Source organism: Candidatus Omnitrophota bacterium (assembly GCA_028712255.1).
Classification (GTDB): domain Bacteria; phylum Omnitrophota; class Gorgyraeia; order Gygaellales; family Profunditerraquicolaceae; genus UBA6249.
In genome coordinates this window covers 56,494-78,930 of the sequence record JAQTQJ010000008.1, presented here as the reverse complement: position 1 = coordinate 78,930, position 22,437 = coordinate 56,494, and the positions used below count along the sequence as shown (strand labels likewise).

Here is a 22,437-nt window from a genome sequence, read left to right as displayed (position 1 = left end):
ATAGGCGTCAGTAGCCAAAGTTATACCTAAAGTAGAAAGCATACCTACTGCTGAAATTGCTATACCATAAAGGCCAGCGTTAAAATTCGCAGCTCCACCCGATAAATAAAAACTTATTAAAATAGCAATGCATACGATAATTACCGGAATTGCCGTAGACATCATACCTACCGCAATACCGCCGATAATTACGGTTGCAGGGCCAGTTAAAGAAGCATCAGCAATAGAGCGCGTTGGCTTAAAACCACTTGAAGTATAATATTCAGTACACAAGCCAATCAAAACACCAGCAATTAGACCAGCCAATACCGACCAATAAACACCTAAATGCTGCGCACCTAAGGTTGCTCTTACCAGAAAGAATGAAATTACTGCAACTATAAACGAACTAGTGAACACTCCTTTGCGCAAAGCTACTAAAAGAACCTTTTGGCTAGCCTGCTCTCCACTTTTAACAAAAAAAGTTCCGATAATCGAAGAAATAACTCCTACTGCCGCCATAACCATAGGCACAGTTACTCCGGCAACACCTAAACCTGCAGCAACACCTAAAGCTGAAGTTGCCACAATTGAACCTACATAAGATTCATAAAGGTCAGCTCCCATTCCCGCAACATCACCTACGTTATCACCTACGTTATCAGCAATAACTGCCGGATTGCGGGGATCATCCTCAGGAATTCCTGCCTCAACTTTACCTACTAAATCTGCGCCAACATCTGCGGCTTTAGTAAAGATACCTCCGCCAACCCTGGCAAAAAGCGCCATGGAGCTGGCACCCATCCCAAAACAAAGCATAGTTGAAGTAATTGCTGCGATTTTCTCCGTTCCTAATGGAGTAGGATGGCAAGAATAATACCAGTTTAGGAAATAATACCAAATACTTAAATCAAGTAACCCTAAACCTACAACGGTAAGCCCCATGACTGCTCCGCTTGAAAAAGCTACACGCAGGCCTGAATTTAAGCTTTTGGAGGCTGCTTGAGCAGTACGGCTTGACGACTGAGTAGCAATAGTCATACCAATAAAACCGGATAACCCCGAAAAGAAACCACCAGTTAAAAAAGCAAACGGCACAAATATAACCAGGTAATTCTTCAAGGCCATGGCTAGAAGAATAAAAAACACCACGACAAAAAACATTGAAACACCCAAATACTGCCTTTTTAGATAGGCTCGGGCGCCGACGCGAACCGCCTGGGCAATCTCCTTCATTCTATCCGTACCTTCATCCATTTTTAGGATACTTAAAGCTAGATAAAAAGCAAAACTCAAAGCTAAAATTGAACCAACAGGCGCTAGCAACAACAGATCAAACCCCATCTTTACTACGCTCCTTTCAAATTACTAATATGTTATAATTCTCTAATACAAAAATTAGAAAGCATATTAACACAGCTGCATTATTTGTCAATAGTAAATAGTGTTAATTTTATAATATCACTATTCCCTATGCAAACCTATACTTAAACATATAGAAAACTGCCCAAAAACCATCTCTAAACCTTATTTTCTTTCCAGATTTATACGTGCGGGGAGTATAAAATATTGGAACCTCTAGTAAACTCTTATTATTTTTCAATATATTACAAATTATCTCTACCTCTATATCAAATCCTGCAGCCTTAAGCTTCAAATCGTCCCAAGTACTTTTTTTAGCCAGTTTATAGCAGGTAGCATAATCATTAAGCCGGGATTTAAATAAAAAATTTAAAAGTGCGGTTAATATTCTGTTACCAATACTATGCATTAATAAGCCATGATGGCCTTTTAGAAACCTAGCGCCCAAAACAATGTCTGCTTTGTTCGTTTTAATTACTTCAATTAAACCAGGAAACTCATTTGGATTATACTCCAAGTCAGCATCTTGAATTATTACATATTCTCCGGTTGTATTTGCCAGTCCCGTCAAAAAAGCAGCACCCTTACCTCTATTCTTACTATGATGAATAACTTTCAAGTTATTATACTTAATATTCCTTAAAACATTCTCTGTCCCATCATAAGAACCATCATTTACCACAATAATTTCCATATCAATATCTACAGCATTAATTTTTTCCAAAATTTTACTTATTGTACTTACTTCATTATAAACTGGGACTATTACAGAAAGTAGTGGCATTTTATTTTAATTTTTTAGTAGGTAGGCGCAAACTTGTAAGATCTTAATTTATATGATAGTTATTTAAGCTTTTTATCCTCTTCAATTACATCCCCTTGAACATCAATAACCTTAGCTGCGGGCCTGTGGGTTTGACTATTAGAAACAAAACTACCCCCTTGCTGGCCGAATTGCTGCTTAATTTTATTAACCATAATACGAATTTTAAGGATAAATATTAATATTAGTACGAATTCAATACTTAGCCAAATCCGGGTAGAATTAAAAATTAACTTGCCGAAAAATAAATTAAAAATAATCAAGAAAGGCAATAAACAACCAGAATTACCCGTCCAAATAAATCCTGAATTAGGCATTAAAACTTCTCCCAATGTAACAGTTCTTTTAAATCACGCTTTTGAGCTACCTTAAAAACATCTTTATTCAGAGGATACCCCAAAGCAACCAAGCTGATTAACTTCATACCCGCTGGTACATTCAATAAAACATTGATCTGTTGACAGTAAGGTTTTTTATCTCCGGCAATCCAACAGGAACCTATACCTAAAGCCGTAGCTGCCAAAAGTATACTACAAGTAGCTGCACTCCCATCTTCAAGAAAATAATTAGTGTCTATGGAAAAAACCGCTATGCATGCTGCTGCCTGAGCCATAAACCTGGCATTTTGGCCCAGATTAGCAAACTGTGCTATTTTATTTTTATCAGTCACTACTATAAATTCCCAAGGCTGAACGTTCCTAGCAGTAGGAGCAAACCTTGCTGCATCAACAATCTCTTCAAGTTGTCTTTTGGGTATGTCTTTAACTTGAAATTCCCTTATACTTCGCCTAATCTTTAAAAGATTGAGAAGCCCTTGCATTTTTTCACCTCTTTAGATTAAATTATCCTAGTTTTTTGCGTAAGTCTTCAGGAATGGCTTGCGGTTTTAGGGTTTTATCAACACAAACAAGGATGGTTTTAGCTTTAACAATTATTTTTTTATCCTGATTATAGATTTCATGTAAAAACTCAATGCGCACCCCAGTCATAGCTCCTACTTGAGTTTGAATATCCAGTTCATCCCCATATTTAGCAGGGCATTTATAATCAATTTCCTGGCGTGCTACCACAAACATTATCCCAGAATCAGCTAATTGTTTGATTGAAGTATTTTTTAACTCAAAATATTCGGTTCGCGCCTCCTCCAAAAACTTAAGGTAGTTGGCGTAATAAACTACTCCTCCGCAATCAGTATGATGGTAATAAATGCGCTTTTTCATATTATATTATTCTACCTGCAATCTATGGATTGTCAATATATTCACCAATGAAATTATCTCCAATCATGCGCTTAATCCTAACCAAAACAACCTTATTCTTCAAATCAGGCTTATATGGCAGCCTAACCTGTAAATAGTTATCGGTTAAACCTTCCAAAAAATCAGGATTATCTTTAGTTCTTCCTTCAATCAAAATAGATAATTTTTTACCAATAAATTTACGCATAAAACTTAACCAGCTCATTTTGGCAGCATCTTTCATCCTTTCACAACGAATCTTGACCGTTACCGGATCAACCACCCCGGGAAATCCTACCGCTTGAGTTCCAGGCCTGCCGGAATAAGGAAATATATGCACTTTTAAAGGCATGATCATCTTTATCAAATCGAGTGAATTCTTAAAATTTACTTCTGTTTCGCCAGGAAAACCTATTAAGCAATCAGTAGTAATGGAAATCCCAGGAACATTACTTTTCAGCCTATCAATAAGATTTGAATATTTCTCTCTAGAATATTTACGATTCATAAGCTTAAGGATTCGATTATCTCCGCTTTGAATAGGAATATGCAGGTGCCGACAAAGTTTGCTACTGTTTCTAAAACAGTTAATCAACCCAAAAGAAACATCCCTAGCCTCTATTGAGCTTAACCTTATCCGTTCTAAACCCTTAATTTTTTCTAGTGCGTTAATAACATCAACAAGATCTATCTTTGGAGATAAATCCTTGCCATAAGCACCCAAACAGATACCAGTCAGGACAATTTCTTTATATCCACTGGCAGCCAGTTTATGAGCCTCATCAATTACTTGGTTGAGTTCTTTACTGCGCTCTTTACCCCGAACTAAAGCTACCTTGCAATAGCTGCAGAAATTACTACAACCATCCTGGATTTTTAAAAAAGCCCGGGTATGCTGATTAAAACTGCTTATTCCTTCAGGAAAAAAACTTTTTTTAATAATTAAATCAATTCCCCGGATATCGCTCAATGATTTAAGGTCTTTTTCAACAAGGCAGCCTGTTACAATTACCTTTGCTTTTGGATTGGAACGGATACATTTACGGATTATATTTCGGGATTTTTGGTCAGCGCTTGAAGTAACTGTACAGGTATTTATTAAAAAATAATCAGCCCGGACTTTATCAGTACCAGAAAAACCTTTACTTAAAAACTTTTCACGGATGCTCTGAGTATCATATTGGTTAGCCTTACATCCCAGAGTAAAAAATTTAATGGTTCGGCTATGCATTTAACTTAATGAAACTAACAACTGCAATAGCTGCAGTATCTACACGCAAAACACCTCTTCCAAGATTGACAGGGACAAATCCAGCCTCTTTTGCCAAGGCAACTTCAGAAGGCGTAAAATCTCCCTCCGGGCCAATTAACACTAACACATTTTTTATTTCCCTGGATGAGTTATTAAAAATATCTTTGAGGCTCTTTCTTTCTCCTTCTAATGTAGGAATTAATTTTAAATCAAAGTTATGGGCTAATGAAATTACATCTTTAAATTCGGTTACCGGCTTAATCAAAACAAGCTTGCTGCGCTGACTTTGTTTAGTTGCGCTTTGAGAAATTTTCTCCCAACGCTCTTGTCGCTCTATTCTTTTCTGATTGTTCAATCTAACAATTACCCTTTCTGTTTCAAGCGGGACTATGCATTCAACTCCTAGCTGAGTAAGTTTATCTACGATATCATCCATCTTTACCTTCTTAGGGATAGCGCAGGCAACCGTAATTTTAATCCCCGCATCATCATTTAATCTTTTTTCTCTTACCATTAATTTTGCCCCTTTTTCCCCAATTTCAGAGACTAAAACTATATATTCATTGCCTAAGCTATCAAAAATTGTAACCTGCTCTTTAGGCTTAATCCTGAGCACATTCTTTAAATGATGCAGTTGAGCGGGATCATTCAAAATAATTTGTTTATCTAGCGGATTAATTTTCTCAATGAAGAACCGGTTCACTCCGCACCTTCTTTCTTATTTAATTCATTAAACCGAATAACTTTAATATTTGAATATCTAGAAAGTGCGGAGTTCATTATTCTAATTCCTTCTCAGAGAATACTTCAGCGCTAAAAATATAAAGCTCTGTATTTTTATCCTTCCAGGCATCTGCAGGTAAGTTGGCTTTCTGAGAACAAAGCTGACTCAAAAATTCTTCTTTACTCCAGCCGGTTTCCGTAGCTACTTGCGGCAAGAATACTCCGCTATTTATGCCTCTTTTTACTAAAACACCATGCTTGCCTAGTTCTATTTTTTCAGCCGAATCTACCCTTTCCAATAGAGATAAAACAGAGATTTCCAGGTCAATGTCCTTTAATTCTGATAAACTAAGCGGATGAAAACGCGGATCATCAACTGCTGCCTCAATTGCCATATTGCCGACGGTTAAATAAAGCGGCTCTGTGCCCACAAGATTCCCTATACAACCCCGCAATTCTCCATACTTAGTAAGAGTAACAAATGCTCCCATTTTCTGATTTAAGACAGGATCAGTCTCATTTACTTGCAACTTAGTAGAAGTTTTCAAATACTTCTCGATTGCTTGCCGCGCGATATTGATAAGTCTTTTTCTCTGCTGGATATTTAACATATTATTCTCCTTAAGCCTAAACGCCACACAACTGGCATAACCTACCGTCCAAATATTTTTAACTGGCTTTCCTGTTAGAATCGCAGAATTAGTATAGTGTAATATCTCTATCTTTTTATAATCTAAATCTTTTGCAATGGCCAAACCAATTACAGTACCAAATCCTCCACAAGCCTGTGCTGATCCATCCCGTAAATTATAATATAATTTTTCATAATCCATACTTTTAATAGAATCCAGGGTAACTGCATCGGTCTTATCGGCTTTTTCAAAATCATATCCATGATATAAATCAGTTGACACTACGATCAAAACATCCTTACGCACTCCTATAGCTTGCCTAACTAGAAGTGCAATCTTTTTACAGGTTTCTAAAGAACAGTCTCCGACAACTATCGGAACAATTTTTCCGCCAGAGGCGGATCCGGCTCCGGCGGAGAAACCAGGTAAAAGCTTTTGCAAAAAAGGCAGCTGCACCTCAACCGAATGCTCATTATTAAAAGCAGATACATCCGAGAAAAGTTCCGGATCTTTTCCAATCATTTTTTTAGCCAATTCATTATCAATATTTATCCTGCCTAAACTAGTAACAAAAACGCCCTGAGTATAAACAGCAGCCCCATTAAAAACTTTATGATGGCTAGTCCCTATAATAATCACCGTTTTATAAGGTTTATCTTTAATGAGCTTATAGCCATAGGCAGCAGTTTGGCCTGAGTAACCGTATCCTGCGTGGGGACTAAGAAGTAAAAAAATATCTCCGGGTGCCTCTTTAGGATGAGCCTTTGATAAAAGATTATCAATCATCTTCGATAATTCTTCTTTTTGTTCCGGATAAAACTGCCCGCCAAATTCAGATTGTTTAACTGAAGAAGCAGAACAATTAAAAAATATACAGAAGATAAATAGTTTAGTTAAAATAATTAGTTTATAAAACATAGTCAGATTGGTTTTTATTGAAATAAATAAGTGGAGCTGGGGGGAATTGAGCCCCCGGCCTCCTCGTTGCGAACGAGATGCTCTCCCAACTGAGCTACAGCCCCAAACCTATACAACTACTTTATTTTCAAGGAGTTCTGGAATACTGGTTTCTTCCAGCTTTTTGTTATTATCTCCAAGTGTCCACAAAGTGTCCATTCTCTTGCCTAAAACGTCAACTGCTCGCTTCTTATGGTCTGGAGATAGATGGCTATACCTAAGGGTCATTTCAATGGATTTATGCCCCAGAAGCTCTCTAACAGTATTTAAATCAACTCCTGACATAACAAGCTGAGAAGCAAAGGTATGTCTTAAATCGTGGAAGCGAAAGTTAATTATACCCGCCTTTTTAAGAGCTGTAAAGAATGATTTTCTGACATTCCCATAAGGTTTATTATCTTTATTACAGAAGACATATTGGCTTTCTGGGTTTTTAAGAACGCCTATGACGGTCTTCTGCACAACTTCGTTCATAGGCACTTCTCTCTTTTCTCCGTTCTTGGTATCGTATAGGTGGATTATATTTCTTTTAATATCTATATCGTGCCATTTAAGCCCCAGGATCTCACCCTTACGCATACCAGTATGTAAGGCAACAATAACTATTGGCTTTAGATGCTCGCAGCAATGAGATAAGAGCTTGTCTATTTCTTCTTTCTCAAGGAAACGAACTCGCTTATCAGGCACCTTAAAAAGCTTCACTTTACTCATGGGGTTATCTGTTGCTTTACCCCATTCAATAGCACGATTATACAAAGAACTAAGGCAGTTTAACGCCCTATTTACTGTTGCATGAGATATAAACTGCTCCTCTTTGTCTTCCGTCTTTTGCTTTTTAACTTCTTTAATCCTCTCTGCTTTGTATTGCTCAATGTCTTTCGGGGTTATCTCGTGAAGGTATTTATTACCGAAATAAGCTTTTAGATTCTTAAGGTTAAAATAATCAGATTTAAACCACGACTTGTTATTAGATTTGCAATGCACCACTAAATACTCATCGGCAAATTCATCAAACCTTACTTTCTGCTCTTTCTTAATATCTAGGAACTTACCTTCAGCTATAGCAACTTTTCTCTTCTTGAGCACAATTTCAGCCAGCTTTTTGCTAGTGCCGATTTTCTCTCTTTTTCTTCTTCCGTTAAAATAGTAATCTACATACCAATTATCTCTTTTAAGAATAACTCCCATTTTATCCCTCTATCAGCTTCTTTAGTTTGTTAATCTCTTCTTTAGTCCAATAACGATAATTACCCATAGTAGTCCTCTTGGGCTTAGGCACTTTTCCGGTTTGCTCCCAATAGAAATAAGTCCTACGGCTTACCTGAAGTATCTTCTCTAAGTCTCTTATGAAATATCTCTTTCCCATATCCTTCATATACTTTAGTATAGTTTATTCAGTTTGTCAAGTCATTTCTGCGACCCTTCTCCCTTTAAGCCAGTTGTCAATTTGAGTTAAATCAAACCTTAGCGAACTCCCGATCTTTAAATAAGGAATTTTCTTATGGCACACCCATACATAAAGAGTGCCTTTAGTCAAACGTAAATACTCTGATAGCTCTGTTATATTTAAAAGTCGTTTATCCATAAGAATAAAATTCCTATTCCCTATTTTACCCAACTCAACTAAGCATTTTTTAAATAAGTATTTTAATGGCATGCTTTTACTTATAAGCAATCTTCCATTCAAAATTATCAACTCAAGTATTGGTTTCTTGTGTAGGATTTGATTTTTTTCTACCTATGCCTTTCCTCTTTGGATTATTACCCATACGATACGGAAATAAAGGACATTCAGTATCATCACAATACCGTACTAGAGAACAAGATTCTTGACAACTAAGACACCACTTTCGTATTGCTTTAATTGGAGTTAACATTTTATCCACCTTTCTAGTAATTATTGTCTAGTATCATAACTAAGTATAATACTAGAGTATTATTAATAAGTATCATTCATGAGTATTATTAATTAGTATGTTTTATGAGTATTACTAAGTAGTATTATTCATGAGTAAAAGTATAACTAACTTAGTATAATGCTAAGTATCATACTTGCCTCGCCTTATCATTAACTCCCATTCATAGTGTTATCCTCCTGTGATCTTAATAAATACTCATCTATTGCTTCTTTAATTGCCGGCAAATCTGACTCTTTGAAGTCTTTGGGATAATACCATTTCCCATCTTTCTTATTTAGATAGCACCTATTAATCACAAAGGTATTTATCCCAACTACCTTACCATCCTTAACACCAGGATTCTTCCAAATGCTTAAAACTACTCCGCTCTTTTGAATCCTGTCTATTAGCTTCCCATCGCCCTTACCCATTTTTTCCTCTCCTTTTTAAAGATTGTTAGACAAATAAAAAAACCCCATAAGCTTTTGCTTACAGGGTCTATAATAAATCAAAACTTGTTTTAAATCGTTACATTAAGAAAATTATTTCTTAAAGATAATTCTTCTTAATAGCAGATGCTTTTCAATTAACCTCCTTACAGTTAAGTCATTCCAATAGTACTTCTCGGCTTTTTCGGGGTTATCTGGGAATAACCTATGCACTTCTCGCTCTAATTTTCTTTGTAAGATTTCTATTGGTAAAGGCTTCTTCTTAGAGAGTAACTCAAACTGCTCCCTTATAAACCATCTTAGATTTTGTGTGGTAGTATCTGGTATCTTAACTTTGCCTCTCTTTTCTCTTAATAAACCAAGCCTTCTAAAAAGATCCATAATTGGTCTAGCATACTTTGGGGATTGAATTTTATAGTCTCTTGCGGCCAAGAAATTACTTATCAGAAACTCCGGAGAAGAATTAATCTCTTTATCATACTTCTTTATGTAAGCTCCAATCTTTCTTTTCTGGTTCGCATAGATTATCTCTTTGCCTGTAAATATCATACATCTAAATTCCACCTTCTTCCTATCAATGCCCTTAGCATCTAGCTCATAAGAAGTATACTCTAAGGGAGCTTCTGGCTTCTTAAAAATAAAAAAACCCTTTCCTTTATCTAAAGGGACATACTTGACTGCTCCACTTCTTGAAACTCTTCTTAAGTCAGCTAGTATTTTTAACCATTTTTTCATCTTATCATCAACTTATAAGAATACATCCTTCTTAAAAAACAGCAATACAGAAATACTGCTAAGAACAGTAAATCGTCCTATAGCTATTAACATTATTATAGCTAAATTGTTTTATAACTCTATAATTAATTTATAGCTGGGGTCGTATTTCGCTTCGGTGTGTTTCGGGGTAGTTTCGGAACCGACTATACCCATTCTTCGGTAAGTTTAGTATTTGACTTCGGTAAGCTATATTGTCTTTTGAGGCAAAGTGAAGGGAAATGCTTGTAATTTACCCTATTATGTACTATTCTGTTTCTTTTCTTCCTTTATTTCGTAATAAATAACAGTTTTGTTTGATTATTTTAAATTACAGCTATTTACTATCCTTCGGTGATTTATCTCCAATAAGAAAATCTTGTATTTTATCTAAATACTCCTTCTCAAGTTCACCGCTAGAACCTAAATCAGCTAGTGCTGGGAAGGTAAAACCAAGATTGCCACCGCATGTAGCAGTAATCCTCACTTTGACACTTACACTCACTTTCTCAGGATTCAATTCCTTTAGAATTAAATTAACTGAAATGTGCGGATTCCAGCAATATCGGTTTTTGGGAATTAAAGCAAGGTCGGCCTTTGGTCTAATATTGAGAGAAACCCTCCTATCAAAAGATATCAACCCGCCCTCTTTCTCAGCTGCTAGTATAGCATCTCCCGTAGAAGTAGCGGACTTAACCGCTGCCTGCCAGACTTCATTATAAGTAGATTGAAATGTCCTGCTACTTTCAAATTCTTTATGGATCAAGGGAGTTACTGTAACGCATCCATTCATTGATAATACTAAAACTAATAAACAAACTAGCCTTTTTACTTTCATTTATTTTCATCCTTAAATGAAGTTACCTTATGCGGTTTTCCAAAAAAATCTTTTAATATGACTGTTTCTTTTTCCTGTAGTTTCGCTATAGGTTGTTTAGATCCTTCTCCTTTATTCTTTTTAGCATGTAAAATATCCCGTATTTCAGTAAGTAGATTCACAACCTGATTCATTTTAAACCACCAGCAAATAATTTCTCTGCAAATAAACAAAATACCAAAAATAATCAAACAAGTATATATAATATTTATGGAATTCATAGTTTCCCTTATCTGATAGTTACCATTTGTGACCACATTTTCTACACTTAAAGGTACAAGTAAAATTCTTAACTGAACCCCAAAGGAACATTGTCATTGCCTTGTCTCCCGCTGATATTTTTTCAACTTCTGTTGAGTTACAAGTAGGACATTTAGGCACACCTACTTGTTCTTGTTTCTGTGGACATCCGCAATGCGGACAAGAATTAGCTTCTGAAGAAATTTCCTTTTTGCATTCTCTACATTTAATTATCATACGCTCCTCATTACAAGAGTCTTCTTTTGTTAACTTTCCTTCCAAATAGATGCATTTACTTTGTCAAATTGATGTATTAATTAAACATTATTACGTATTTTTAGCCAATGTTTAAATTTTCCTTCAGCTGTTTCAATATTGCCTTTACCGACATCTGGGGCTACGTAGCCCTTACGTATCCATTCAGCATCATAAGCTAAAATTATAAGATCGGGATTATAGCCATTAACATGCATTTGCTGCATGTGTTTTAGTATTGTATCTGCACAATCGTGTTCTTTAATATCTTTCATAAAACTAGATACTAAAGAATTATAAGAGTTATTTTTAACAGTAGTATCTATCTTTCTATCAGTATTTATATCAGTCTTTATATAGCCATTTTCTTGCTTCTCATAACCCTTTGAATTATATACAACTATAGCCCTCTCGTCTTTTACAGGCTTACCAAATCTGTAATCTAACACACCAAATACTTCTTCATCATCCTTAATTTCTTTAAGACTATGCCTAATTTTGTAATACTTCATTGGTAGACCATAGTAATAAAGATTTATAGCGTATTTATACTTTTTGGCTGATTCCTTACCTCTTAGTAGAATACCTTTCCTAATAAGTTCATTGATTATCTTAGACAAATGCGGTATTTTAATACCTGTTTCTGCTTCAATATCACCTAATCCAAGGTAATTTGTTTGTTCTCTCCTCATCATTCCACAACTCATTCTAGCAATAAAAAGTAATACCTGAGATTCAGTAGGTTTGTATGTCCCATTTATTATCTCCATGAGAAGACAATTGGGAATGCCAGAATACAAGCGATTTCCCTTATCATCTTGTGGTCTCCAAAGCTTACTTAGCTCATCACTCATCTTCTTTGCTCCTATAGCGTAACCAATGACAATTAAGCTTGTAGCCTCTTAGTCATTGGCTAATGTACCGTCTTTTACCCCTAAATGATAACAAATTTGTCCACTGAAATCCAACACTAATTCTAATGGAAAAACACAAATGAACCAGCCAGCAATCATACAATTATCTCTAAATCTCTTATTTTATTAACACCTTTTATGTCTCTTGGAAGCTTCATTTTAGTAGTCCTTTAAGATTAAAAAGCACTTCATAAGAAACACTTCATTTTACTCGTCCTTTAAGATTAAATTTAGTTTCGTAACCACTTACTTATCTAAGTTATTTGATGTGTTATAAGTGTTTATTGTAGTGTTCCCACTTTGGTCTGTGTAAGCTTGAGCTGATTCACCTGATAAAGAATAACCTGTAGTATAGGAGTGAAGAGTAGATTATATCGTTTTTTTAATAATAAGCCCCACAATGGGCTTTATGTCGCAAAATGAAGGTATTTTACCCAGCATATTCCTTTTAAAAGAGGTTACCCTAATTAAAACTTGGCATAGATGAAATAGATGAACCCTTTGATAATAAATCAAATAAGCAAAGAACAGTTATAACTATTGTAATGAAACCTAAAACCTGTGCTACTTTAAGCCCTGTCGGATTCATCGCGCCATTAGATTCTTTTGAAAACAATAAAACCATTCTAGTTATTACATAAGAGCCAACTATCAAACCAATATCGGGAAGCATGATTCCTCCTTTTGTTTTAGCTATTATTCATAAAGGATTGCTATAATTTTCTAGGCATATTAATCTTGCCAAGTAGTAAGAATGCCGTTTTCAAAATATAAATATTGCTTGCTATATACCCATTGCTCGTGAGTTGAATACTGCGTAACTGTCCTATTTATATCCCCTGGCTTGCCCCAAGATAACAAAACTTCTTCTTTAGCCATGCCAATACGAATTTTCTTATTTATAACTTCATCTTTAAAAGCTAACCGTTCAGGATGCTCTTTGAAGTATCTGTCTATCTCCTCTTTCCATTTTGCATGCTCTCTAGCAAGCTTTGCTCTTATATTTTCTGCAGAATTGGGAATAAACTCAGCATCTTCGGGGCGATAGGGAGAAGTATCTGAAGCCCACGGTCTATAATACGGATTAGCACAACCGCTTACCAAAATTACTAAAGAAAATAACCAAATTAAATTCTTCATTTTCCTCGCCTCAATATACTCAGTGTACCCCATATTTTAATACAACTTAAATCTTATTTATCTAAATTTAGCCTGGCAATATTTACAAACCAAGGCATCTTTATCAATAATTGACTTACATTTTGGGCATTTATAAACGGGAGTGGCTGCATCTATGCAACTAAATATACCCACGACAACAGCGAGAACACCCCATGTAATAGCTCCCAAACCAATTGCTGATACCAAGTAAACTATCCCTCTTCCCACCTGTCCCTTTATCATCTGTCCTGTACCAGGAATTATAAGAGAAATAACTGCTGGAGCACATCCGCTTTCCTCTATTTTAGATAAACTGATTGTATCTTTTTCAACTTCTTGATCTTGTAATTCTTCTTCTAATATCGTATTGCACTTAGGACAATTTTTTACTTCAAAAGCATAGGCTTGTGAACATAAAGGGCAAAACTTACCAGTTGGAATCCGTTCTGTAGCCTTGACTTTCTCTAAAAACTCCCTACAATGTTTACATTTAATTGCCCCATCCTGTATCTCTTCTGCACAATAAGGGCATTTTTTCATAGCTTGCCTCCTGTTTTCAATGCTGCCTTTAAGAAGATTTGGTCTATTATAGTAGGGGCGATTTTAAACTCCTTGGCAACCATTTCTATACAAGCTTTATCAGATAAACTTGGGTATGTATCAAATACTGCCTGAACTCTTTTACCAACATTCTTCTCAAATGATGTCAATGGGGCAGAATATTCTCCTCTTTCATTAAATATAATGTCATAATCTGACGCCTTGAATACAATAAGGCTTTTCTTTTCATTATCTGTTGGCATCCTTTTTTCTATACTAACTATTTTCCATAAAGGATTCGAAAATATTACAAACCCTCCATCAACCTTAAACTTATTACCTGAAATCTGTTCTCCCTCAAACAAAGTTTTATCTTCTAATATCACTATATCAGAAAAGCAAGCTTTATAAAAAAAGACTTGAGTCGCTATTATTACGAAGGCGATGATTATCCTCATAACCCCTCCTTATTCCAAACAACTATTAATTGCTTTTTATTTACTTTGTTCATTTAATACAGTTTCAATTTTATCTAAATATTCTTTTTCCAAAACTCCTTTTGAATATGAACCCATAACTTTTATATCAATCTCCACCTCAGTATGATCTTCATCTTTTTTTGAAACAAACATATGGATGGATCTAAAAGCTACTATCCCTAAAGAGAAATTAACATACTTGAAAGGATGATAGGGATCGTGATTAGCTAAAGAAATAAATCCGTTCTCTTTTCTAGCTTCTAAAATATCACCTTCGGTAGCCTTAAGCGTTACTTCCCATACTTTATCGTAAGAAGCATTATATATTCTACTATTCCCGATTTTACCCCTTGGTATAGATGCACAACCACTAACCAATGATACCAATACCAACAAAACGATTATCTTCTTCATTATCTCCTTTGCTTATTCCCTGAATCTTACTCCCAACAAAAAGCGGGCGCATATTCCCACCGGCAACTGTGAAGTAAATCCGATAAGACTGCATTTCCCGCCTCCCTTTCGGGGAGTGATGCAGCTTACCTTACTTCACAGTTAGAGGTTCTATGTCCTCTTTAAGGCATGGCTAGTGAACCAAATTGTCTTTGCTTCTAAAGCAATTCTATCTCAAAAATAAAAATAAGCAATTTCTTATTCAACTATCTTTGATCCCTAATGCATCCTTAAAGTAGTGTCTAAATAGTGTCTACCTAAGGTTAAAATTGATTAAAAACCATTAAAAACTAATAAAACAAAAATACTACCTAAGTTATTCAATGAGTACGTATTTACAACAATTTCAATATGTTATAAAGATTGCCTGGTTCTCGTTGCGAACGAGGCGCTCTCCCAACTGAGCTACAGCCCCAAATTAGCCTAATTTGTATTAATTTAGCATAACTTCTTACTGTTAGCAAATAAAAAGGGCTATCTTATCTTTTAATTAAGTACCAACCTTATAATCGGGTTTTAGGAAATTAGTTTGTAGAACAATTACTGCAGATTACTCTTGTTTTCATCATTACCTGGGGATTTGTCGTAAGAAGGGCTGACGGAGTAGTACTAGCAGATGGGTCATAGAGGCCAATTAAACCAATTTCAACAACATTTGACATACCATTAGAATCAGGATCTATTATAAAATAAAAACCAGATGAAGGCGGGCTTGGCAAAGGATCCGGAATGATCGTATTGCTAAAACCAGAGATAATCCTACCACTGAGATCCTCATCTACAAAAGAACCGCAAAGCCCACCACTGCAACTGGCACTCAATGTATTGCCAGAAAGAGAATACCTAATCTGAGCATCATCAGTGTAATCTGAAGGAGTATGAGGATTGTTAAAATCAACCCACACACGGAAACCCGTTGGGTTACCTGGAGGAAAAAGTTGAAATACAGGCCTATTTCCGTTTGCTTGCTGGAGGTATTTACTCATATGCTCCAAAGCATAGGCAAGATCATTCTGAACTTTTACTCTTCTATCCGAATTGATTACTTGGCCATGGCTAAATGTTTCAAGGCTGTAGATACACAGAACCATGGTTGATACGATAAGAATGCTTACAATTAACTCAATTAAAGTTATTGATTTGGTATTTTTGGAAATACTAGAATGAGGTCTTTTGAAAAAGGAGAAAACAATTTTCATGCTTTCCTGAGTTTTACAAGGTTGACTCAGTCCAAATAATTGTCGTTGTCACTCTGCGTAAATTAGTACCGCTCAAAGCAGTATCAGTTGTACTATCAGCAACCTTATAGGTAGCAGAAAAGATTCTATTGTTAATCGTTTGGGAAGGAAGGCTTACCGGAGTAGCTGAAATATCAAGGGCATTGGAATCCCAAGTATCCTGACGCACGAAATTACCGAGTGGATCCATAAAAAACCTTCCTAATTCAGACCCAGTCATGCGTTCACGAGCATGTATAATATTTTTAGTACCTGAAACAAAAACACTAAGTAATCCTACTATTAACAAAGCAAATATTACTGAAGATACAAGTATTTCAACTAATGTAAAGCCTTTCTGATTTTGCATATTCTGCTACAGACAAGAACCGGTGCAGGCTGGATCCTCAGAGGCACTCGATGAATCAAGTGACCAAGTCCTACCTGATCTGGCTGCCTGAACAATCCCAGTTGAAGAAGCGTTATTTATACTGTAAGTCCATCTCGGTGATGCAGCAGTAGGTAAACTCAGCCTTAAATTAGTGTTTATTAAGCTGACATTGCTTGTAGAAACATAAGAATCATATGGATAGTAATTATCACCAACTTCCATCTTATAGATCCTCTCTGCAGCACGCATAAGTGCCAGAGTTGCTCTTGCTTCCTTATCTAAAGCCTTCTCCGTAGGTGTGCCAAAATTAGTATAAGCCAAGGCAGCCAAGATACCCATAATTATAAGCACTACTAATATTTCAACTAGAGTAAAGCTCTTAACCATCAAGTAATTATTAAATAGTTATATTTTATTAGTATTTAATATCCTAATGCCGCACCTGTACCACCCCATGTACCATTAACTGCTAAAGTTTTAGTATAAGCTGAGGGTCCTACAGGAGCCTTACCGGCAGTAGTACATCTGGTAGCAGTACATGTACCGCTTGCAGCGCAAGCATAAGTAAAATAATGTGTACCAGTTGCGCAAGCGGTCTGGATAGAAGCATCTAAGTTAGCCATATTTGTTTCATAAGCACCATTCTCAAGATTGGCAGCTATCTGTAAACTCCTCAAAGAACCTAATATTGTCCTTGCTTCAGCTGCATGGCCTTTTTCCACCACTTTAGTATACTGGGTTAAACCTATCGATGCCAGAACTCCAACAATTATGATAACTACTACTAATTCGATTAAAGTAAAACCTTTTCTCACTTTTCCTCCTTTTTATTAAAAAAGGTAGCCATCAAGTAATTATTAAATAGTTATATTTATTAGTATTTAATATCCTAATGCCACGCCTGTACCACCCCATGTACCATCAACTGCTAAAGTTTTAGTATAAGCTGAGGGTCCTACAGGAGCCTTACCGGCAGTAGTACATCTGGTAGCAGTACATGTACCGCTTGCAGCGCAAGCATAAGTAAAATAATGTGTACCAGTTGCGCAAGCGGTCTGGATAGAAGCATCTAAGTTAGCCATATTTGTTTCATAAGCACCATTCTCAAGATTGGCAGCTATCTGTAAACTCCTCAAAGAACCTAATATTGTCCTTGCTTCAGCTGCATGGCCTTTTTCCACCACTTTAGTATACTGGGTTAAACCTATCGATGCCAGAACTCCAACAATTATGATAACTACTACTAATTCGATTAAAGTAAAACCTTTTCTCACTTTTCCTCCTTTGTTAATGATTACTATTTGATAAAATATTCTAACTTATTCTAGAAAATTGTCAATAACTATCCACCCCCTTTTGAAAGTTCAAATATAGGCAAGAACATTCCTATAACCATTATACCGATAACCAATCCTATAAAAATTAAAACAAACGGCTCAAACATAGCAACAAATCGAGCAAGAAAAGTATCGCAATATTCTTGATAGAAAGAATTAATCCTTTTGAACATCTGTGGTAGTTCGCCTATCTCTTCACCAATACTAATCATCTGAATAACCATAGGTTCAAAGAAACTGCTGCGCTCAAGTGACTCTCTAAGTGGCTTACCTTCCCGTACATCCTCTTTAATTTTTTTGATTATATCAGCCATAATCAAATTATCTACACTACGCTCTGATATCTCTAAAGAATAAAGAATTGGGACTCCTGATTCAAGAAGAGTGGCCATCTCCGAAGAAAATCTTTCAATATTCATAGCCAAAAAAAATTCACCAAAGACCGGCAATTTAAATTTAAATTCTTCAAAACTCCTTCTACCGAGTTTGGTTTCTATATATTTTTTAAAAGCAAAAACTGCTCCGGCGATTACTATAATTATCAAAAATAAAAATTTCCTAAGAAAAGTACTTACACCAACCAATATCTGAGTAAGTGCAGGAAGGGTCATATTAAAATTTTTGAATATCTCAGCAAATGTAGGGACTATTTTTATAGTTAAAAACAAAAGCGCCCCTAAACCCACAAGCGTTAAAATTGCCGGGTAAATCAATGCGGAAATAATCTTTCTCTTAAACTCACCTACCTTTTCCAGATATGACGCAAGCCGGCCTAGAACAACTGCCAGATTTCCACTGGCCTCTCCGCTTTCAACAAGATTAACCCAAAGATCCGAGAATACTCTAGGATGTAAAGCCATTGCCTCATGAAAACTTAAGCCTGCTTCCATATTTTTAGTTAAATCTGTAATAACTCCATAGAGTTTTCTGCTGGATACCTGTTTGGAAATAATATTCAAACTCATCAGAATCGTAACTCCTGCACCAATTAAGGTAGACAACTGCCGACAAAACAAAGTAAGGTCTTCACTAGTAACTCTACCATGTTTAGGTTTAAACTTACTCCTAACCAAATTATCAACACCTTTACCCCCAGGCTCTGTGCCTTCAGGGATAATATTGATTACTACCAAATCTCGAGACTGGATTTTAGTTACTGCATCTTCTTGATTTAGCGCCTCTTCACTGCCAGTTTCTTTAACTCCAGAACGATTTCTAGCAACATAGTAAAACTTAGGCATTATTCGACTCCCAATGTAGTAGAGAAAACTTCTTCCAATGAAGTTACTCCACCTTCAACCTTCCTAATTCCTGATTCATAGAGTGTTTGCATGCCTGAAGCCCTAGCAACTTCACGTATTTTCTGAAATGATGCCTTCTGAGTAATCAAATCCTGGATCTCCAACGAAACAGGCATAACTTCAACAATACAAGTTCTGCCTTTATACCCGATATTATTACATTTAGCACATCCTTTAGACTTGTAAATAAGTTCTGCTTTAACAGCCGCACCTTTAAGCTGAACACTAGTAGGTTCATATGCCTCTTTACAATCCGGGCATAATTTACGAATAAGCCTTTGCGCAATAACAATAAGCAGTGAAGGCGCAAGCATATAAGGCTCGATGCCAATATCCATAAGCCGGCTTACTGCAGATGGAGCATCATTAGTATGCAAAGTACTCAAAACTAAGTGGCCGGTAAGGGCCGAGCGAATACAAATCTGCGCAGTCTCTAAATCCCTAACCTCACCAACAAGCATAACATCCGGATCCTGCCGTAAGAAACTACGTAAAGCAGCCGCAAAGGTGAGCCCGATTTCCGGTTTTATCTGTACCTGGTTAATTTGATCCATTTTATATTCTACGGGATCTTCAACGGTAATTATATTTTTCGTAGGACTCTTAATTTCATTTAAAATAGCATAGAGTGAAGTAGATTTTCCACTACCGGTTGGGCCAGTAATTAAAACTAACCCATAAGGGGAAGAAATTGCCCTACGTACATGCTCAAGCTGTTTAGCATCAAACCCCATATATTCCAAATTTAACGAAACTCCGCCGCGGTCTAAAATTCTTAAAACCGCTTTTTCCCCGTATATAGTCGGAATAATGGAAACACGAATATCTATCGGACGTTCATTAATACGCACTAGAATCGCCCCATCCTGAGGTAATCTTTTTTCCGCAATGTCAAGCTTAGCCAAAATCTTTACGCGTGACACAAGCGGTAAATGCAGGTGTTTTGCCGGCGAAGGAATCTCATAAAGTTTACCGTCAATTCTATATCGTAACGAAATCCTGTCTTTAAAGGGTTCAATATGGATATCTGAAGCCCGCTCATCGATTGCCTGTCGGATTATCAAATCTACTAATTTTACAACCGGGGCCTCTTCTGCCCGGGCAATCAGTTTATCAAGGCTCAACTCCTGCCCCATATCCTCCTGCCCCTGGGCAATTGAAGCACTTACATCATAACTTGAATCTACAACATCCTTAAGCATGGCAGATTTACCATAAAATTCTTCAACCGCCTTCATAATATCGGATCGCGTAGCTATCACTGGATTAATTTCACTACCAGTAAGCTTCCTAAGGCTATCGATAAGGAGCAGGTCTAAAGGATCGGCCATTGCTACGGTCAAAGAGCGAAGCATCCTTGAAAGCGGTAAAACACAATTCTTAAAAGCAAAATCCTGAGGAATCATATGCTCTAAGCCCTGATCCATCGCCGGCTTAAGCATTCCCGTACCTATTGAAAAATAAGGCATATTTAACTGTTTGCCTAATGCTGCCACCACCTGGTCTTCTTTAACCATCCCCAACTTAACTAAAATCTCACCAAGCCGTCCACCCTCCTGCCTCTGTGCGCTGATAGCTTTTTCCAGCTGAGTAGCAGTAATAAGCCCTTCTTTAATCAAAAATTCGCCCAGTCTTAAATACCTATCTTTTACCATTATTGATTAATTAACGCTTCTTATCGAATTTATTCATACTGGAATCGATAATATGCTCTCTAGCTGAACCAAATGCAGACCCCTGTTCCCTAATCGGAAGCTGGATATTCTGAATTTGAGCAAGGCTAACATCTACCTTGTCTTTAACAATGCGGGGGGTAATAAAAACTATTAGCTCGCGTTCGATATCTTTTGTTTGAGATCTATGCCTAAACAACGCACCCACCAAAGGAATATCACCTAATATAGGCAGCTTTTTATTTTCAAGGCTCTTATCCTGATGGATCAATCCGCCTAAAACCACTGTTTCCCCATCCTTAACTTTGACTATAGATTTTGTACTTCTTATTTCAATATCAGATTGCGGATTAGTTGCGCTACTTAATGAACTTATGCTGGAGACACTTGATTTTGGATTTACAACCATAGTAATCTCACCCGTATCCAAATTTATCTGTGGAGTCACCCTAAGAAAAATACCGGTTCCTTCTTTAGTAAGCTCCAAATCAGTAGATCTTTTATATTCACTGGTAGTAGTAGGCGAACCTCCCGTGCTAAACACTGTCGTATCTGTCCTGCCTACTATCTCGTCTTTAGTAATAAAAATTTCTGCAGTCTCATTATTTAATGTAAGAAGTTTGGGCCGCGCTAAATATTTCGTATCAGTTAATGTTTTAATATAATCAAGCTGCATCTGATAAGTATTGGCGTCCGGATTAATGGACAAAGTACCATAAGCTCCATTTGTAAATTTTCCCCAACTATGGTAAGGAAAACCACTGGCAGCTGTAGCCCCTGTAAGAATAGCAGTAAAGGGAGTATCGCCAAACTCAAAGCCTATTTTATCAACTGCATTCTTGCTCACATCAAGCATTTCTACCTCAAGCATAACTTGAGGTATTGATACATCTAAAGACGCGATAACCTGGTTAATTACCTTAATTTTCATGGGGGTATCAGTAACAATAAGGCTATTAGTGCGAAAATCTTCTATCAAAGAACCATTAGGAGAAAGTAACTTTTTAATGGCAGTAGTAATACCACCTTCACTTTCTTCTTTCCATTTAGTATTGGAAACAGCCTGAGAACTTGAGGTTTCAGATGATCCAGGTTTGAGCACATCTTTGGATAATTCAGATTTTAATGATGAGATTGATACAGTGGCATTTTTCAAATAAAATACTTTTGTCACTGTTTCCGTTCCCATTTTACCCCATTCTTTAACTACAATAATACTGGACTTATTATCCAAATCATAGGAAAGATTATTTGCGCTAAAAATTTTATCCATTGCCTGGCTCAACGGTACCTTATCAAGATAAAGAGTAACCTTTCTATCCTGCACCGCTTCAGAAGCAATAAAATTCAGCCCTGACTGCATAGAAAATACTTTTAGGATATCCTTGAGGCTGGCGTCTTTAAAATCCATGGAGATCGTAACCTCACTTGAGGAAATATCCGGTTCTGCTTGTGCGTTTAACCGCATGTTAAAAAAAACAAACATTAAAAAAATGACACCGACCATCATTAAAAATACTTTCTTCATTTGAT

The 22,437-nt window shown here is 36.4% G+C and carries 30 protein-coding genes and 1 tRNA gene; all 31 read right to left on the bottom strand.

Translation table 11 applies throughout. From position 1 onward, the window contains the following. Positions 1-1,323 (bottom strand): sodium/proton-translocating pyrophosphatase (locus PHC29_05185; GenBank protein ID MDD5108884.1); only part of this gene is annotated, 1,323 nt, incomplete at its 3' end. A 127-nt stretch (positions 1,324-1,450) separates the two neighbouring features. Further along, positions 1,451-2,125: a glycosyltransferase family 2 protein gene (locus PHC29_05180; protein MDD5108883.1), complete on the bottom strand. Its 675-nt coding sequence runs from the start codon at positions 2,123-2,125 to the stop codon at positions 1,451-1,453. Positions 2,126-2,184: 59 nt separating this feature from the next. Beyond that, entirely contained in the window at positions 2,185-2,481 is a 297-nt protein-coding gene (locus PHC29_05175) for a hypothetical protein (protein ID MDD5108882.1), read from the bottom strand. After that, positions 2,481-2,984, bottom strand: a complete 504-nt coding sequence (locus PHC29_05170) for a nitroreductase family protein (GenBank protein ID MDD5108881.1) — start codon at positions 2,982-2,984, stop codon at positions 2,481-2,483. The genes PHC29_05175 and PHC29_05170 overlap by 1 nt, the downstream gene beginning before the upstream one ends. 22 nt (positions 2,985-3,006) lie before the next feature. After that, positions 3,007-3,384, bottom strand: a complete 378-nt coding sequence (locus tag PHC29_05165) for a thioesterase family protein (GenBank protein MDD5108880.1) — start codon at positions 3,382-3,384, stop codon at positions 3,007-3,009. A gap of 22 nt (positions 3,385-3,406) precedes the next feature. Beyond that, positions 3,407-4,633: a MiaB/RimO family radical SAM methylthiotransferase gene (locus tag PHC29_05160; protein ID MDD5108879.1), complete on the bottom strand. Its 1,227-nt coding sequence runs from the start codon at positions 4,631-4,633 to the stop codon at positions 3,407-3,409. Next, on the bottom strand, positions 4,626-5,357 hold the full coding sequence (locus PHC29_05155; GenBank protein ID MDD5108878.1) for an RsmE family RNA methyltransferase: 732 nt from the start codon (positions 5,355-5,357) through the stop codon (positions 4,626-4,628). Before PHC29_05155 ends, PHC29_05160 begins: the two co-directional genes overlap by 8 nt. A gap of 76 nt (positions 5,358-5,433) precedes the next feature. Continuing rightward, positions 5,434-6,927, bottom strand: a complete 1,494-nt coding sequence (gene amrB / locus PHC29_05150) for an AmmeMemoRadiSam system protein B (GenBank protein MDD5108877.1) — start codon at positions 6,925-6,927, stop codon at positions 5,434-5,436. A 31-nt stretch (positions 6,928-6,958) separates the two neighbouring features. Next, positions 6,959-7,031: transfer RNA gene (locus tag PHC29_05145), tRNA-Ala, on the bottom strand. 4 nt (positions 7,032-7,035) lie between these two features. Beyond that, on the bottom strand, positions 7,036-8,154 hold the full coding sequence (locus tag PHC29_05140) for a site-specific integrase (GenBank protein MDD5108876.1): 1,119 nt from the start codon (positions 8,152-8,154) through the stop codon (positions 7,036-7,038). A 1-nt stretch (position 8,155) separates the two neighbouring features. After that, positions 8,156-8,332, bottom strand: a complete 177-nt coding sequence (locus tag PHC29_05135) for a MerR family transcriptional regulator (GenBank protein ID MDD5108875.1) — start codon at positions 8,330-8,332, stop codon at positions 8,156-8,158. A gap of 36 nt (positions 8,333-8,368) precedes the next feature. Further along, entirely contained in the window at positions 8,369-8,623 is a 255-nt protein-coding gene (locus tag PHC29_05130; protein ID MDD5108874.1) for a helix-turn-helix domain-containing protein, read from the bottom strand. A gap of 411 nt (positions 8,624-9,034) precedes the next feature. Further along, positions 9,035-9,295 carry a hypothetical protein gene (locus PHC29_05125; protein MDD5108873.1) on the bottom strand — a complete coding sequence of 87 codons (261 nt, stop codon included), beginning with the start codon at positions 9,293-9,295 and terminating at the stop codon, positions 9,035-9,037. 111 nt (positions 9,296-9,406) lie between these two features. Next, positions 9,407-10,048: a hypothetical protein gene (locus tag PHC29_05120; protein ID MDD5108872.1), complete on the bottom strand. Its 642-nt coding sequence runs from the start codon at positions 10,046-10,048 to the stop codon at positions 9,407-9,409. 355 nt (positions 10,049-10,403) lie between these two features. After that, positions 10,404-10,904, bottom strand: a complete 501-nt coding sequence (locus PHC29_05115) for a hypothetical protein (GenBank protein MDD5108871.1) — start codon at positions 10,902-10,904, stop codon at positions 10,404-10,406. Next, on the bottom strand, positions 10,901-11,164 hold the full coding sequence (locus tag PHC29_05110; GenBank protein ID MDD5108870.1) for a hypothetical protein: 264 nt from the start codon (positions 11,162-11,164) through the stop codon (positions 10,901-10,903). Before PHC29_05110 ends, PHC29_05115 begins: the two co-directional genes overlap by 4 nt. A 336-nt stretch (positions 11,165-11,500) precedes the next feature. Further along, the gene (locus tag PHC29_05105; GenBank protein MDD5108869.1) at positions 11,501-12,292 is read right to left on the bottom strand and encodes a hypothetical protein; all 792 of its coding nucleotides are present in this window, start codon (positions 12,290-12,292) and stop codon (positions 11,501-11,503) included. Between the two features lie 523 nt (positions 12,293-12,815). Continuing rightward, positions 12,816-13,025, bottom strand: coding sequence for a hypothetical protein (locus PHC29_05100; protein MDD5108868.1), 210 nt, complete (start codon positions 13,023-13,025; stop codon positions 12,816-12,818). 59 nt (positions 13,026-13,084) lie between these two features. Next, entirely contained in the window at positions 13,085-13,492 is a 408-nt protein-coding gene (locus PHC29_05095; protein ID MDD5108867.1) for a hypothetical protein, read from the bottom strand. Positions 13,493-13,549: 57 nt separating this feature from the next. Then, entirely contained in the window at positions 13,550-14,053 is a 504-nt protein-coding gene (locus PHC29_05090; protein ID MDD5108866.1) for a hypothetical protein, read from the bottom strand. Then, the gene (locus PHC29_05085; GenBank protein ID MDD5108865.1) at positions 14,050-14,511 is read right to left on the bottom strand and encodes a hypothetical protein; all 462 of its coding nucleotides are present in this window, start codon (positions 14,509-14,511) and stop codon (positions 14,050-14,052) included. The genes PHC29_05090 and PHC29_05085 overlap by 4 nt, the downstream gene beginning before the upstream one ends. 36 nt (positions 14,512-14,547) lie before the next feature. Continuing rightward, positions 14,548-14,946: a hypothetical protein gene (locus PHC29_05080; GenBank protein ID MDD5108864.1), complete on the bottom strand. Its 399-nt coding sequence runs from the start codon at positions 14,944-14,946 to the stop codon at positions 14,548-14,550. Next, positions 14,903-15,040 carry a hypothetical protein gene (locus PHC29_05075; GenBank protein ID MDD5108863.1) on the bottom strand — a complete coding sequence of 46 codons (138 nt, stop codon included), beginning with the start codon at positions 15,038-15,040 and terminating at the stop codon, positions 14,903-14,905. The genes PHC29_05080 and PHC29_05075 overlap by 44 nt, the downstream gene beginning before the upstream one ends. A 469-nt stretch (positions 15,041-15,509) precedes the next feature. Next, positions 15,510-16,184: a hypothetical protein gene (locus PHC29_05070; GenBank protein ID MDD5108862.1), complete on the bottom strand. Its 675-nt coding sequence runs from the start codon at positions 16,182-16,184 to the stop codon at positions 15,510-15,512. Positions 16,185-16,197: 13 nt separating this feature from the next. After that, positions 16,198-16,572, bottom strand: a complete 375-nt coding sequence (locus PHC29_05065; protein ID MDD5108861.1) for a prepilin-type N-terminal cleavage/methylation domain-containing protein — start codon at positions 16,570-16,572, stop codon at positions 16,198-16,200. Positions 16,573-16,578: 6 nt separating this feature from the next. Continuing rightward, positions 16,579-16,980, bottom strand: a complete 402-nt coding sequence (locus PHC29_05060) for a type II secretion system protein (GenBank protein MDD5108860.1) — start codon at positions 16,978-16,980, stop codon at positions 16,579-16,581. A gap of 35 nt (positions 16,981-17,015) precedes the next feature. Further along, positions 17,016-17,408 carry a prepilin-type N-terminal cleavage/methylation domain-containing protein gene (locus PHC29_05055; protein ID MDD5108859.1) on the bottom strand — a complete coding sequence of 131 codons (393 nt, stop codon included), beginning with the start codon at positions 17,406-17,408 and terminating at the stop codon, positions 17,016-17,018. A gap of 66 nt (positions 17,409-17,474) precedes the next feature. Further along, positions 17,475-17,867: a prepilin-type N-terminal cleavage/methylation domain-containing protein gene (locus tag PHC29_05050; protein MDD5108858.1), complete on the bottom strand. Its 393-nt coding sequence runs from the start codon at positions 17,865-17,867 to the stop codon at positions 17,475-17,477. A gap of 68 nt (positions 17,868-17,935) precedes the next feature. Beyond that, positions 17,936-19,171 (bottom strand): type II secretion system F family protein, encoded by a 1,236-nt coding sequence (locus PHC29_05045; protein MDD5108857.1) that lies wholly within the window; start codon positions 19,169-19,171, stop codon positions 17,936-17,938. After that, positions 19,171-20,886 carry an ATPase, T2SS/T4P/T4SS family gene (locus PHC29_05040; GenBank protein ID MDD5108856.1) on the bottom strand — a complete coding sequence of 572 codons (1,716 nt, stop codon included), beginning with the start codon at positions 20,884-20,886 and terminating at the stop codon, positions 19,171-19,173. The genes PHC29_05045 and PHC29_05040 overlap by 1 nt, the downstream gene beginning before the upstream one ends. A 10-nt stretch (positions 20,887-20,896) precedes the next feature. Continuing rightward, entirely contained in the window at positions 20,897-22,432 is a 1,536-nt protein-coding gene (locus PHC29_05035; protein MDD5108855.1) for a secretin N-terminal domain-containing protein, read from the bottom strand. Positions 22,433-22,437 lie beyond the last annotated feature (5 nt).